This window comes from Parvivirga hydrogeniphila (assembly GCF_023371205.1).
In the GTDB taxonomy this organism is placed as follows: Bacteria; Actinomycetota; Coriobacteriia; order Anaerosomatales; family Anaerosomataceae; genus Parvivirga; species Parvivirga hydrogeniphila.
Genome location: NZ_JAMCCO010000001.1, coordinates 829,429 through 843,870, shown reverse-complemented (window position 1 = coordinate 843,870; position 14,442 = coordinate 829,429). Strand labels below are relative to the sequence as shown.

Genomic DNA, 14,442 nt, shown 5'->3' with positions numbered 1-14,442 from the left:
CGCTCCTAGTCATGCAGGACCGTGCCTGCTGCGAAGTCGTAGTCCTTGAGGCGGCCTGCGAGGTACGCCTCGTACGCCGAGAGGTCGAAGTGGCCGTGCCCGGAGAGGTTGAACAGCACGGTCTTGTCCTCGCCCGCCTCCTTGGCGGCGAGCGCCTCGTCGATCGCGACGCGGATGGCGTGGCTCGACTCGGGCGCCGGCAGGATGCCCTCCGCGCGCGCGAAGGTCACCGCAGCCTCGAAGCACGCGGTCTGGTGCACGGCGACGGCCTCGATGTCTCCGGACTTCACGAGCGCGGAGACGAGCGGCGAATCGCCGTGGTACCTCAGTCCGCCCGCGTGGATGCCGGCAGGCACGAAGTCGTGGCCGAGCGTGTACATCATCATCTGCGGCGTCATCTTCGCCTCGTCGCCGAAGTCGTAGCGGTACTCGCCTGCCGTGAGCGTCGGGCACGCCTTCGGCTCCACCGCGACGAGCCGCGCCTTGGACTTTCCGTCGAGCCGACGCTTGTAGTACGGGAACGCGATGCCCGCGAAGTTCGAGCCGCCGCCCACGCACCCGATGACGACGTCGGGCTCGGCTTCGGCCATCTCCATCTGCTGGATGGCCTCAAGGCCGATCACCGTCTGGTGCAGGCACACGTGGTTGAGCACGCTTCCGAGCGAATAGTGCGTGTCCGGGTCCTTGACGGCCACTTCGACCGCTTCGGAGATCGCGATGCCGAGCGAGCCGGTGGAGTCCGGATCCATCGCGAGCACATGGCGGCCGGCCTCCGTGAGGTTCGACGGCGAGGCGTGCACCGTCGCGCCGTAGGTCTCCATCAGGATGCGCCGGTACGGCTTCTGCTCGTAGGAGACCTTCACCATGAAGACCTCGACCTCGATGCCGAACAGCGCTCCGGCGATCGAAAGCGCGCTGCCCCACTGCCCGGCGCCGGTCTCCGTGGAGATCTTCTTCACGCCCTCGAGCTTGTTGTAGTACGCCTGCGGGATCGCGGTGTTCGGCTTGTGCGAACCGGCCGGCGAGACGCCTTCGTACTTGTAGAAGATCTTCACGCCTTCGGGCAGGCCGAGCACGCGCTCCAGCGCCTTCGCGCGGATGAGCGGCGACGGCCGGTAGGTCTTGTACACGTCGATGACCGCGCCAGGGACGTCGATGTAGCGCTCCTGCGAGACCTCCTGCTTGATGCATTCCATCGGGAAGAGCACCGCGAGCTGCTCGGGGCCCATCGGGTTGCCCTCCGCATCCAGCGGCGGCGGGATCTGCTCCGCCAGGTCGGCCTGGACGTTGTACCAGGCGGTCGGCATGTCCCGTTCGTCCAGCATGAACCTCGTCCTGTCAGGCATGACCGTTCTCCTTTCCCACGCCCGTCAACTCCCGTACCGCATCTTCAGGAGACGGCGCACCCATGAGCGCCGTCCCCACCAACACCGCATCTGCGCCGGCCCGAGCCGCCGCCTCGACGTCTCGGCGGGAGCGGATCCCGCTTTCTGCGACGACCACGTCGGCCACCTCCCGCGCACGCCTCACGAGCGCGTGCGCACGCTCGAGGTCGATGGCGAGCGTGCGCAGGTCCCGCGCGTTCACGCCCACCACGCGCGCGCCCGAGCGCACAGCGAGCGCCAGTTCGGCCTCGTCGTGCACCTCCACCAACGCCTCGAGCCCGAACCTCGACGTGAGGTCGAGGTAGCGCGGCAGGTCCTGTCCGAGCACGCTTGCCATGAGCAGCACTGCGTCCGCGCCTGCCGCGCGCGCCGCTGCGACCTGCGCCGGGTCCACCACGAAGTCCTTGCAGAGCACCGGCACGCGCACCGCGGCCGACACCGAAGCGAGGTCTTCGAAGCTGCCGCCGAACCGCTCGGGCTCCGTGAGCACCGAGATGGCCGCCGCGTGCCCGCGCTCGTACGCCTGCGCTTGCGCGCGTGCATCGCACCCGAGCGCGATGCCGCCAGCGCTCGGCGAGCTGCGCTTCACCTCCGCGATCACCGCCACGGCCTGCGGCGCCGTAAGGGCTGCTGAGAACGGTCGCGCGGGGCGCGCGTGCGCCGCCCGCTCTACAAGATCGGCGCGCACGGCGTCGGTGAACTCCCGCGCGACCCGCGCCTTGCGCGACGCCACGATCTTCGCCAGCACGCTCACGCGATCGCCTCCTCGGCGAGCCGGTTGCTCACCGCGATGAGCCGCTCGAGCGCTTCGGCCGCCCGCCCCGAGTCGATCGAGGCACGCGCCCGCTCGACCCCGTCGGCGAGGTCGGTCCCCGCTCCGGCCGCGAGCAGCGCGGCCGCTGCGTTCAGGAGCACGATGTCGCGCCGCGGTCCGTGCTCGCCTTCGAGCACCCGCCTGAGCATCGCCGCGTTCTCCTGCGCGTCGCCGCCGACGACGTCTGCGAGCGTCGAGCGCGCGATGCCGACCTGCTCCGGCTCGATCTCGTAGGTGCGCACGCCGCCTGAGCTCGCATCGAACTCCGCCACGAGCGTGGGGCCGCTCGCAGAGACTTCATCCATGCCCGGGTGCCCGTGCACCACGAGCACGCGCTCGGCCCCGAGCCGTCCGGCGACCTCCGCGAGCACCGGCGCCAGCCGCGGGTCGTACACGCCGAGCAGCTGACGCGCCGCGCCCGCGGGGTTCGTGAGCGGACCCAAGATGTTGAACACGGTGCGGATGCCGATCTCCCGCCGAGGCCCCGCAGCATGCCGCATGCTCGCGTGCAGCGTCGGAGCGAAGAGGAACCCCACGCCGCACTCCTCGATGCACCGCGCCATCGACCTCGAGTCGAGGCCGAGGTTCACGCCGAGCGCCTCGAGCACGTCCGCGCTGCCGGCCGAGGACGACACCGCGCGGTTGCCGTGCTTGGCGACCGGGACGCCTGCGCCCGCCACTACGAACGCCGTCGCCGTCGAGATGTTGAAGGTGTGCAGCCCGTCGCCGCCCGTCCCGCAGGTGTCGAGCACGCCAGGGATCGCGGGCCGCACCGGCGTCGCACGCTCGCGCATCGCCTGCGCGAACCCGACGATCTCGTCGACCGTCTCGCCTTTCATCCGCATCCCCACCACGAGAGCGGCGATCTGCGCGGGCGTCGCCTCGCCGTCCATGATGGCGCCCATCACCGCACGGGCCTCCTCTTCGGCGAGCGACCCGCCCGTGCTCACGCGCGCGATCGCGCCGGGCACGCTCGTAACCGCGGCCGCCTGCTCGGCAGAGCGCACGGCGCCGCCCGCCGCCGAGACCGCCTGCGGCGCAGCAGAGCCCGGCGCCTCGCCCGGGATCTCCCCGCAGACCTTCAGGAAGTTCGCGATGATGCCCGCGCCTTCCGGGGTGAGCACGCTTTCCGGGTGGAACTGCACGCCGAACACCGGCTTGCCGACGACCTCGATCCCCATCACCATGCCGTCGGCCGTGCGCGCCGTCACCGTGAGCTCGCCTGTCACGGTCGCGGCGTCCACCACGAGCGAGTGGTAGCGCGTCGCCGTCATCGGGCTCGGCACGCCGGCGAACACGCCGCGTCCGTCGTGGTGGATCTCGTCCGTCTTGCCGTGCACCGGCCTGAGCGCTCGCACCACCGACGCGCCATGCAGCGCGGCGATCACCTGGTGGCCGAGGCAGATGCCGAGCACCGGGACGCCCGCCTCCTCGGCAGCGCGCACGACCTCGCCTGAGACGCCCGCGTCTTTTGGCGTGCCCGGACCGGGCGAGATGACGATGCCGGCCGGACGCATGGCGAGCGCGTCTGTGGCCGTGACCTCATCGTTTCGCCGCACTTCTACCTCGGCGCCGAGCGCAGCGAGGAGCTGCACGATGTTGTAGGTGAACGAGTCGTAGTTGTCGATGACGAGGATCATCACGCCACCTCCGCCGTCGCGTGCATGCCCGCTGCGAGCTCGAGCGCCCGGTGCAGCGCGCGCGCCTTGTGCAGGCACTCCTCGTGCTCGCGCTCGGGGTCGCTGTCCGCCACGATGCCGGCGCCGCTTTGGATGTACGCGCGCCCGCCGGCGATCACGAAGGTGCGGATGGCGATGCACATGTCCATCGCGCCGTCCGCCCCGAGGTAACCGACGACGCCCGCGTACGGCCCGCGCGCCGCCGGCTCCAGCTCGGCGATGATTTCCATCGCGCGCACCTTGGGCGCCCCCGAGACCGTCCCTGCCGGGAACGTCGCCTCCAGCGCGTCGATCGCTGTCGCGTCGGGCCTGAGCGTTCCTGACACGGTGCTCACGATGTGCATGACGTGGCTGTAGCGCTCGACCTCCATGAGCTGCTCGACCTGCACGCTGCCAGGCACGCACACCCTGCCGAGGTCGTTCCGGCCGAGGTCCACGAGCATGACGTGCTCGGCCCGCTCCTTCTCGTCGGAGAGCAGCTCCGCGCGCAAGCGGCTGTCAGCGGCGGCGTCCGCGCCCCGCGGCCGAGTCCCCGCGAGCGGGCGCGTCATCACGCGATCGCCTTCGACGCGCACGAGCGGCTCGGGGCTCGACCCCACGAGCGTCGCCTCGCGCGTCCTCAGGTAGAACATGTACGGGCTCGGGTTGACCGCACGCAGCACGCGATAGAGGTCGAGCCCGTCGCCTTCGTACGGCGCCGAGAATCGCTGCGAGAGCACGACTTGGAAGATGTCGCCAGCAGCGATGTGCTCTTTCGCGGTCCGGACCGCAGCGAGGAAGTCCTCGCGCGACGTGTGCGCCACAAGCGGCACGGGCGCTGCGTCGCCCACCGAGCCGAGCTCGGCGCCGACCGGCCCGCGATCGATGCGTGCGAGCGTGGAGTCGATGCGCGCGATGGCCGCGTCGTACGCGCGCTCCGGAGCGCCGCCTGGCCTGACGGCCGCGATCACCTGCATCACCCGCCTGGCGTGGTCGAAGGCCACCACGATGTCCGCGTTCATGAACGCGAGGTCGGGCAGATGGAGCTCGTCGTTGCTGTGCCGCGGGACCTTCTCGAAGCAGGTCGCCGCCTCGTACCCGACGTAGCCGACCGCGCCGCCCACGAACAGCGGCAGCCCCGGCACGCGAGCGACGCTGCCTGCTCCGACGCGCTTTTCCACGACGCGCAACGGGTCGTCCGCACGCATGCCGGTGACGCCGCCCTCTTCGACGACGACCTCGTGTCCGCGCGCCGTGACGACGCCGCGGTCGCCGACGCCGAGGAACGAGTAGCGGCCCAGCCGCTCGCCGCCCTCGACGCTTTCCAGCAGGAAGGCGTTCTGGGCGCCGTGCGCGAGCGCCATGAACGCCGAGATCGGCGTGGCGAGGTCCGCGTAGACCTCGCGAGCCACCGGCACGACGTCGTGCTCGGCTGCCAGCCGCACGAACTCGTCTCTGCTCGGGATGATCACCCGTGCCACCTCCTGTAAGCACCGCAAAACAAAAAGCTCCCGTCCCGTAAGGGACGAGAGCCAAGCTCCCGCGGTGCCACCCTCGTTGCCGGCGTATCCGCCGGCCACTCGTCCTGCAGTACTCCGGCCTGTCGGCCGTCCATACCCGGTCCCTTGTATCGGTGGGCTTCCGCCGAGACTAGTAGGCGCATCCGCCGTTGCCTCGGAGCCTCAGGGGCCCATTCCCTCCGGTCGCTCAGATCGGGTTTCCACCGTCCCCGACTCTCTGTGCTTCGCTCCCGGGGTACTCTTCCCCGTCACAGGCGCGTATGTGATTGCGGTGTACTGTAGCAGGGTCGGTGCGAGCGTGCAACCGCCGGTCCTACGCCAGCTCGAAGTCGAGCCGCTTCTCGGCCACATTCGCGTCGATCAGCCGCACGCGCACCCGCTGCCCGAGGCGGTACACCGCGCGGTTCCGCTCGCCGATGAGCATGAACCGCTCTGCGTCGAGCGTGTAGTAGTCGTCGGCCATCGCTTTCACGTGCACCAGCCCCTCGGCGGTGTTCTCGAGCTGCACGAACATCCCGAACGACATCACGCCCGTGATGAGCGCGTCGAACACCTCGCCGATGCGGTCCGCCATGAGCTCGACGAGCTTCACGCGCTGGGAGTCGTCTTCTGCCGACTCCGCCTCGCGCTCCATCACCGAACAGTGCTCGGCGAGCCAGTCGAGCTCAGGTGCGATGCTCGCGGCCGGCTCTTTGTCGAGCGCCTTGGCGAGCTGCGCCTTGAGGAGCCGGTGGACGGTGAGGTCGGGGTAGCGGCGGATGGGGCTGGTGAAGTGGCAGTACGCCTCGCTCGCGAGCCCGAAGTGCGACTCGAGGAGCGCGGAGTAGCGCGCACGCTCGAGCGCGCGGATGAGCAGCGAGTTGATGAGCAGCTCTTCTGGCCGCCCGTGCGCGAAGGCGACGATGCGCTGGAAGGTCTGCGGGCTCGCGCCGTGCACGTCTTTGATCGGGTAGTCGAACTCCTTGAGCACCACCGCGAGCTCGTCGAGCGCTTCGGGCTCGGGATCTTCGTGGATGCGGTACATCATGGGCGCGCCCGCGTCCCGCATGTGCCGCGCGACGACCTCGTTGGCGGCGATCATCGCCTCCTCGATCATGTTGGTAGCGACCGTCCGGCGCCTGAGCGTCACGCCGGTCGGGCGGCCGTCCTCGTCGAGCGTGACGCGCGCCTCGACCGTCTCGAAGTCGAGCCCGCCCCGCTCGATGCGCCGCGCGTGCAGCTGAGCCGCGAGGTCGCGCAGCGCGAGCAGCAGCCGCTCGGTCTCGGCGTCTGGGAAGCCGCCGCGCTCGAGCCACCCGTCCACGCTGTCGTAGTCGAGCCGCCGGTCGCTTCGGATCACCGACGGGTACAGCCGGTACGCCCCGACGCTTCCGCGCGCGTCGCACTCGAACTCGACGGTGAACGCGAGCCGGTCCTCGTTCGGCCTGAGCGAGCACAGGTCGTTCGAGATGCGCTCTGGCAGCATCGGCAGCACGCGGTCGGCGAGGTACACCGACGTCGCGCGGACGCGCGCCTCTTCGTCGATCGGGTCGTCCCAGCGCACATAGTGGCTGACGTCGGCGATGTGCACCCACAGCCTAAAGCCGCCGACATCGAGCCGCTCGATCGAGATGGCGTCGTCGAAGTCCTTCGCGTCCACCGGGTCGATGGTGACCGTGAACAGGTCCCGCAGGTCCGGACGGCCGGCCGCGAGCTCCGCGTCCACGCCCATTGCGAGCGCCTCGGCTGCGGCGATCGCTTCGGGAGAAAACGCGGTGCGAAGCCCGTGCTCGCGGATGACGATCTCGATGTCCACGCCGGGCGCGTCGGCCGGCCCGAGGACCTCCTCGATGACGCCTTGCATCGCGTCGCGCCTCGTCGGATACCGCGTCACGCGCACCACCACGATGTCGTTGTCGCGGGCCTCGAGCGCGCTCTGCGCCATGTCGACGAACACCTCGTGGCGGATGCGCGGGTCGGTGGGCACGACGATGCCGAGCGCGCCGTGCCGCTCCAGCCGTCCGACGACGTGCGTGACGCCGCGCTCGAGCACCTGCACGACCTCGCCCGACCGCCGCTCGCGCGTGCGCTGGGTATGCAGCCGCACGGCCACCGTGTCGCCGTGCAGCGCGCCGCCGGTGTCGCGCCGCGCCACGTACACCTCGCCGAGCGGCGTGGAGACGAACGCGAAGCCGCGGCGGTGCATCGACAGCCGCCCCACGAGCAGGTTGCGCTCTTTAAGCGCGAGGTACCGCCCGTCGGGCAAGAGCGCGACTGCACCGGACACGACAAGCGAGCGCAGCACGCGCCTCACGCGCTCCGCATCGATGCCGTGACGCCTGACCGCCTCGACGACCTCATCGCCCGTGCACGCCGTCCGCGCGTCCCGCAGCGCCTTCAAGACCGCTTTTTCCGGCCTCACGCGTCCCCCTTCGACTGTTCGATGTCAGACCCCGCGTGGTAGAATCCACGCAGGTGCAACTCTACACCTCAGAACTTTGGAGAGCACATGCGACAGCAACGGGAGCTCGCTCCCTGCCTCATCGGCACCGGCACCGTCACCGAACTCCGTGACATGATCCGCGCGCTTGAGACCGTCGAGACGTTCGAGTACGCGTATGTCGTCGACGGCCAGCCCATGAACACCGGCCGCGCCACGCTCGTGAAGCTCATGGCCGACCCCGAGTCGTCCACCATGCTCGTGAACGGCTGCCTCTTCTTGAACGTGGCGAGCTTCCGCTACCTCACCTTCGAGGAGATCAGCGCGGACGAGACCGTCTTCACGCTGGTCGGCGACGGCGTCCAGCTCGAGATGCGCGTCACCGAGGAGCCCCAGCAGCGCGAGCAGCGGGCCGTGTCGCGCATCATGGAAGAGTCGTTCGACATCGCGCTTCGCGCGCGGTTCGACGACGACGAGGACGACGAGCAGCCGTTCTAGCGCTGACGCGCCGCGCGGGTGCCCGGCGCCTCGGGTCTCTCGCGAGCAGATTGGCTCGCACGCAGCGACCGCGGTCGCGGGCTTCCCGGCCTCCTGCTGGATTCTCAACGGTCAGGTCACGAAAGACGCATACTCTCAGCATCGGCGTGCATACTGATGCGCGAGACCGTGCTCGTCTGACGAGGAGTTCCCGGAGTGTTTGCATCGCTCGCCACGACCGTGACCGGCGCCGCCGCAACGGCGACAGCGGCGGCCACCAGCGCTGCCGGCGTGACCGCGTCCGCCGAGCCGACCGGCCTCGCCGCCATCGTCACCACCGTCGTGCCGAGCCTGGTCGCAAGCGCGCTCCCCTCTGAGCTCACGACGACCGCGCCGGTCTCGGAGATGGTGGTGCACGTCCCGCTGTTCTACGAGGTCACCGCCGCGTTCATCGGTGGGCTGTCCGGCGCGGTCCACGCCGACGAGCGGCGCATGGACATCTCTGGCATCGTGACGCTGGCGATCGCCAACGCGCTTGGCGGCGGTATCGTACGCGACGTCTTGCTGCAGAAGTACGGCATCGCGGCCTTCCAGCACTGGTGGCTGCTCGCCGCGGCGCTGCTCGCAGCCCTGTTCGGGTTCTTCTTCTCGCCGCTGCACCGCAAACTGCGCGGGCCGTTCCTGTACCTCGACGCGCTGTCGCTCGGGCTGTTCGCCGTCGTCGGCGCCGACAAGGCGCTGAGCGCGGGGCTGAACGTCATCCCGGCGGTGCTGCTGGGCGTCATCACGAGCGTCGGCGGCGGCATGATCCGCGACGTGCTGTGCGGGGAAACGCCGCAGATCATGCGACCCGGAACGCTCTCTGCGACGGCGGCGGTGCTGGGCTCGTCGCTCTACGTCTTCCTGGTGACATACCTCAACATCGTGAAGCCCGTGGCGCTCGTCGTTGCCGCCGCGACGACGCTCACGATCCGCGTGCTCGCGGTCAAGCGCGGATGGACGACGCCCACCCCGGTGCACCTCACGACCGAGCCGGGCCGTCCGTGGCGTATCGTGCGTGTGGACGAGCTCGACTCCGCGCGGCGCGATGACTCCCACGAGCCCGCAGCCAGCGAGCACAGTAAGGGGCCGTGAGGCCAGCGCCCGGGCTTGGGCTTGGGCTTGGGGGGCTCAAGAGTAGACGAGAGCGCCCGCGTCGCGCGCTCCGCTCGGGATCACGGGACGGTCACGCGTTGGGCGCGCACCATTCCTGAAGCTCCTCCACGTACCACGACGGAAAACCGTTCTCCATGGCAGCCTCAACGATGCCGGCCATGTACCCGTCTCTCGGAACCCCGCGCTGTGAATCGCTCGCGACGTACACGAGCGCTGCGCAAGAGCGCCCGTCGTCCGTCTGGACTTCGAACTCCTTCTTGTAGTAGAAGCCGGATTGCACGCCTTCACATGTGTCGAGGGCCTGCTCGTCCTCTTCTGCGAGAACCCATAGGATGCCGTAGACAATGCCTTCTTCTTCCGGAATCACGGTGGCGACCCCGCGGCTGTTGATGTGGAACTTCCAGCCTCTGATCGTGGCTGAGGAGACCTTTTGGGCGCTGCAACACCGCCTGGCCATCTGCGACTCGTTCATGTTCGAACCGTACGCGAAGTAGTACCGTTCCGACATGTCCTCCGCCTCCCTCGACTCATGTCCAAGCCTCACCGCAGCGATCATTCCCCCGGCACTTTGAGCCGGAGACTACCGGATGAACCGCCTGCTCTCAACGGCTCATTCGACCGCAGTGAATCCGACACACGACACATGAACCACGCCATGGCGTCGTCTCCCGCTCGGCGGCGCTTCACCTTCTGATTACGCTCCGCGGACCCGGATTCGGAACGCGACGCTCCCGCCCCGGTGGGATCAGCGACAAGCCTGAGGTTGAGCGAACCGTAAGGGCTGGAGTCTTTGCCGTTCCCAGCGGCGGTGCGGTAGACAATCTAGACCTGTGTCCCGGGCGCGGGGGTCCTCTGCGTAGAAGCACCTCTCGAAAAGCATCGGCGTCCCGCTTGCACTCTGTGACGTTCGGTCCGCCAGACGCACGCCGTGCGTCCAAGCGCGGCCGGCGCAAAGCCTCGGACTGCGACTGGCCGATCCGAGGCTCCCGTCCTCGTCCCACGCGCGTCCGGGAAGTTCTCGCCGGTCGCGATGACCACGACCCTCGCTCCGTCAGGATATGCGCGCTTCGACGCTTCGATGGCCGTGGCGTAGCGGGTATCGCCAGCCACCTGCGTCGACTCGGTTGCGATGCTCACGTTCCACTTCGAGATGCGGTGAAGGTCCGGGTCGGCCACGTAGACCGTCCGATCGAGACCGACTGCGAGGCCATAGGGAGCCGCGAACTGTCCGTTCCCGGATCCGACCGAGCCGAAGGTCGTGAGATACGTGCCGTCAGGCCGCGCTCGGAGCGAGGACCTTCTGATTCGATGACGTAGACGTTTCCCAACGGATCGGTCGCGACGTCGTACGGGCGCGCGAACTGACCCGACCCGGTGCCAGAACCGCCCCAACTGGTCACGTAGTCGCCCGTGGACGTGTACTTGATGACCGAGTTCGTGGTCCCGGAGGTGATGTCCGTCGTCGCGTAGACGTCGCGGTCGTGCGAGACGCCCACGCCGATCGCACCGATGCCGGCAGGCGCCCACTCGCCGACGTAACTCCGGTTGCGCCAGCGCTGCACGCTCGTGCCATTGTCCGTGAGATACGCTGTGCCATCGAGACCCACGGCGATGCCGTTCGGGGCCCATATCTCGTGGATCGGACTCTCCTGGAACGTCCCGCTCAGGCTGTACAGCCGTGGGTTGAACACCTGCACGAGACCCGGGTCCTTCTCAGCGACGTAGATCATGCACCAGCGGTCCGTGGCGATGCTTCGCGCATGGTTGACGATTCCCGTGTTCGGCGAGTCTGTCGTGCCAACGGACTTGATGAAGGTGCCGTCGGCGGTGAACATCTGGATGCGGTTGTCGCCGCTCTCGCCGCCAGCGACGTAAACGTTGCCCCACGTGTCAGTCGCCACATCGGGCGGGTAGTGGAACTGCCCGTCCAAAAGCCCATTGCTTCCCCACTGCCGCTCCCAGGTGAGCGACACCGGAGGCACCACTGCCTGCGTCGGCGAGGCAGCGCACAGGAGCGCTGCGAGCGCGACTGCGACCGTGGCGATACGGACCGAACCCGACATTCTCATGGCGCCCTACCCACTCGTGCAGCGCTCCTTGCGAACGCTCCCTGGCGCCCGCTATACGCTTCTCGGGGTGAGGTGCGCCGCCTACAGCCGCTTCTTGAGCTCCTCGATGGCGCGTTTGAGCTGGACGTCGGTCGCCTTGTCAGCCTGGTCTTCGGGATCCATCTTCACGACGACGTCTGGCGTCACGCCGACCTTGTCGATCAGACGGCCCTTCGGCGTGAGGTAGTGCGCGATCGTGAGTTTGATCGCTCCGCCGAAGCTGAGCGGCTCGATCTGCTGAACGCTGCCTTTCCCGAACGTCTTGACGCCGACGAGCGTCGCCCGCTTGTAGTCCTGGAGCGCCCCGGCCACGATCTCGCTCGCAGACGCCGAGTTCTCGTTGACGAGCAGCACGATCGGCGCGTCCGTGACGGTCCGGCCGCTCACGCGGAAGACCTCGTCGTCCCGCGGATTCCGCGCATCGACGGTCACGGCGACGCCGTCTTTCACGAACAGCGATAGAACCTCCACGGACTCGGACAGAAGCCCGCCCGGGTTGTCCCGCAAGTCGATGATGAAGCCCTTGGCGCCCTTCGCGGCGAGATCCTCGATGGCCGATGCGACATCCTCAGCGGCGCGCTCGTTGAAGGTGTAGAGCCGCACGTAGCCTACGGCGCCATCGACGAGCTCCGTCTCTGTGTTCGGCACCTCGATGCGTGCGCGCGTGATCGTGAACTTCAACAGAGACTTCGCGCCCTTGCGGCGGATCTCGATGGTGACTTGGGTCCCTTCCTCGCCGCGGATGCGGCGCACGACTTCGTCGAGGTCCCACTTGTCGCGCTTGACACCATCGATCGAGACGATCTCATCGTCGGCCTTGAGACCCGCCTTCTCCGCCGGCGTGCCAGGCAGCACCGACACGACGTACGGCTGACCGTCGCGATCGGAGATCGTGATGCCGATGCCGTAAAACGCGCCGTCGGTCTGCTCCTGGAAGTACTTGTAGTGCTGCTTGTCGAAGTACATCGCGTACGGGTCGCCGAGCGACTCGACCATGCCCTTCGCGACGCCGGCCGCGAGCGACTCGTCGCTCGACGGCTTCAGCGCCTCCCGCATGATGATGTTGCGCACCTCGCGCGCCGCCGAAACCGGCGTCGGCTGCGCCTCGCCCACCACGGGCACGTCCACGGCAGGCGCGTGCCTACCGACGTACATGCCGCCAGCGAAGGCAAGCAGGATGCCGGACACAGCGAGGACGACGACCGTCGCCCGGCTCAGGATCTTGTTCATGGTGAACGCCTACACCTTCAGGTATCTGCGAAGCGCGAACGCCGAGCCCGCCAGACCGATGATGCTGCCGCCGATGATCAGCACCGCCGCGATCTGGGCGGCCGCCCCAGCGGGCAGCGACAACGGCAGGAACGGCACCGCCTCTTGGATGCGCGGCATCGCGAAGAGCTGGAACGCCGCGAGCGAACCGAGCGCGAGCAGCGCACCGACCAAGCTCTGCAGCAGCCCCTCGAAGAGGAACGGCATGCGGATGAACCAGTTCGACGCTCCCACCAGCCGCATGATGCCGATCTCCTTGCGCCGCGCGTAGATCGCCAGACGGATGGTGTTGTTGATGAAGATCAGGCTGATGACGGCGAGCATGATGATGAACAGCACACCCACGAGCCTCAAGATGCGCGTGAACGAGAACAGCCGGTTCACCCACTCCTTGCCGTAGCGGATGGAGCGCTCCGGGTCGTCCGGGCGGTCGCAGACCTTCAGGAACGTCTGGTTCCCCTTGATGCTCTCAGCAAGTGCAGGCACATCTTGCGGTTTGTGCGTCTCGACGTCCAGCGAGGCCGGGAACGGGTTCACGCTCAGCTGGTCGACCATCTCGGGGCTCGAGGAGTACGACTTCTTGAACTCCTCGAACGCCTCTTCCTTGCTCGTGTACTTGACGGTCTTGACGCGCGGATCCGCCTGCAGGTCCGCCTGGAGCTTGCTCACGTCTTCAGGTGCCGCGCCGTCTTTGAGGAAGATGCGGATCGACACCTTCTGCTCGACGCTTTTCACGATCTGCCCGGCGATCATCGAGCCGCCCACAGAGACCCCGACGAGCAAGAGCGAGAGGTAGATCGTGATGACGGCGCCCAGGCTCATCACCCAGTTGCGGCGGAAGCTCGTGACGGACTCTTTGACGAAGTAGCCGACGTTAATCGCCATCGCCGAACACCCCCCGGTCCTGGTCGCGGATGATGCGGCCGTTCTCGAGCGCGATGACGCGCCGGCGCAGCGAGTCAACCATCTCCCGGTCGTGCGTGGCCACGAGCACCGTCGTGCCCGTCTTGTTGATGCGCGAGAGCAGGCTCATGATGCCGAGCGAGGTCGCCGGATCCAGGTTGCCGGTCGGCTCGTCGGCGAGCAGAAGCGGCGGGCGGTTCACGAACGCGCGCGCGATCGACACGCGCTGCTGCTCGCCGCCGGAGAGCTCATCGGGATATGAGTGCATCTTGTCCTCGAGGCCGACGAGGCGAAGCACCTCGGGCACCTGCGTTCGGATGACGTGCTTGCTGCGCCCGATGACCTCGAGCGCGAACGCGACGTTCTCGTACGCCGTCTTGTTCGGCAGCAGTTTGAAGTCCTGGAAGACGCAGCCGATGTTGCGCCGCAGGTACGGGACCTTCCAGCTCTTCATCCGCACGAGGTCCTGACCGGCCACGATGATCTGGCCGGTGGTCGGCAGGATCTCGCGCAACAGCAGCTTGATGAAGGTGGACTTCCCGGATCCCGAGTGCCCGACCAGGAAGACGAACTCTCCCTGGCCGATCTCGACGTTCACATCGGACAGCGCGGGCTTGTCAGCGACGTACGTCTTGCTGACGTTCCGCATCGATATCATGTGGGTGCTCCATCTTTCGGCAACGATTCCCGCGATATTCTAGCAGACGCCTTGCCAACTCCGCGCGCGGCGGCAT

Annotated in this window: 12 protein-coding genes; 2 read left to right on the top strand and 10 right to left on the bottom strand. The window is 68.2% G+C overall.

Going from position 1 to position 14,442, the window contains the following annotated elements; genetic code table 11:
* Positions 1-5: 5 nt before the first annotated feature.
* The 5 genes from MX659_RS04345 to rnr all read right to left on the bottom strand — a co-directional run bounded on the left by MX659_RS04345 (position 6) and on the right by rnr (position 7,778).
* Entirely contained in the window at positions 6-1,346 is a 1,341-nt protein-coding gene (locus MX659_RS04345; RefSeq protein WP_267192238.1) for a TrpB-like pyridoxal phosphate-dependent enzyme, read from the bottom strand.
* Positions 1,339-2,139: an indole-3-glycerol phosphate synthase TrpC gene (locus MX659_RS04340; protein ID WP_267192237.1), complete on the bottom strand. Its 801-nt coding sequence runs from the start codon at positions 2,137-2,139 to the stop codon at positions 1,339-1,341. Before MX659_RS04340 ends, MX659_RS04345 begins: the two co-directional genes overlap by 8 nt.
* Positions 2,136-3,839, bottom strand: a complete 1,704-nt coding sequence (gene trpD, locus MX659_RS04335; protein WP_267192236.1) for an anthranilate phosphoribosyltransferase — start codon at positions 3,837-3,839, stop codon at positions 2,136-2,138. Before trpD ends, MX659_RS04340 begins: the two co-directional genes overlap by 4 nt.
* Positions 3,839-5,329: an anthranilate synthase component I gene (gene trpE, locus MX659_RS04330; RefSeq protein ID WP_267192235.1), complete on the bottom strand. Its 1,491-nt coding sequence runs from the start codon at positions 5,327-5,329 to the stop codon at positions 3,839-3,841. Before trpE ends, trpD begins: the two co-directional genes overlap by 1 nt.
* Before the next feature lie 361 nt (positions 5,330-5,690).
* Entirely contained in the window at positions 5,691-7,778 is a 2,088-nt protein-coding gene (gene rnr, locus MX659_RS04325; protein WP_267192234.1) for a ribonuclease R, read from the bottom strand.
* 87 nt (positions 7,779-7,865) lie between these two features.
* On the opposite strand from rnr, the gene MX659_RS04320 reads away from it, so the two are divergent.
* Together MX659_RS04320 and MX659_RS04315 are read left to right on the top strand one after the other, a co-directional pair.
* Positions 7,866-8,294 carry a hypothetical protein gene (locus MX659_RS04320; RefSeq protein ID WP_267192233.1) on the top strand — a complete coding sequence of 143 codons (429 nt, stop codon included), beginning with the start codon at positions 7,866-7,868 and terminating at the stop codon, positions 8,292-8,294.
* Positions 8,295-8,489: 195 nt separating this feature from the next.
* Positions 8,490-9,407, top strand: a complete 918-nt coding sequence (locus tag MX659_RS04315) for a trimeric intracellular cation channel family protein (RefSeq protein ID WP_267192232.1) — start codon at positions 8,490-8,492, stop codon at positions 9,405-9,407.
* Positions 9,408-9,498: 91 nt separating this feature from the next.
* Here the strand turns inward: MX659_RS04315 and MX659_RS04310 are convergent, their stop codons facing one another.
* From MX659_RS04310 to ftsE, 5 genes are all read right to left on the bottom strand, one after another.
* A complete protein-coding gene (locus MX659_RS04310) occupies positions 9,499-9,936 on the bottom strand; it encodes a gamma-glutamylcyclotransferase family protein (protein ID WP_267192231.1) in 438 nt (145 codons plus the stop codon).
* A 625-nt stretch (positions 9,937-10,561) separates the two neighbouring features.
* Positions 10,562-11,491 carry an NHL repeat-containing protein gene (locus MX659_RS04305; protein ID WP_267192230.1) on the bottom strand — a complete coding sequence of 310 codons (930 nt, stop codon included), beginning with the start codon at positions 11,489-11,491 and terminating at the stop codon, positions 10,562-10,564.
* Between the two features lie 87 nt (positions 11,492-11,578).
* Complete coding sequence (locus MX659_RS04300; protein ID WP_267192229.1) at positions 11,579-12,766, bottom strand: S41 family peptidase; 1,188 nt, start codon at positions 12,764-12,766, stop codon at positions 11,579-11,581.
* Positions 12,767-12,775: 9 nt separating this feature from the next.
* The gene (gene ftsX / locus MX659_RS04295) at positions 12,776-13,690 is read right to left on the bottom strand and encodes a permease-like cell division protein FtsX (RefSeq protein ID WP_267192228.1); all 915 of its coding nucleotides are present in this window, start codon (positions 13,688-13,690) and stop codon (positions 12,776-12,778) included.
* Positions 13,680-14,366 (bottom strand): cell division ATP-binding protein FtsE, encoded by a 687-nt coding sequence (ftsE, locus tag MX659_RS04290; RefSeq protein WP_267192227.1) that lies wholly within the window; start codon positions 14,364-14,366, stop codon positions 13,680-13,682. The genes ftsX and ftsE overlap by 11 nt, the downstream gene beginning before the upstream one ends.
* Between the last annotated feature and the right edge of the window lie 76 nt (positions 14,367-14,442).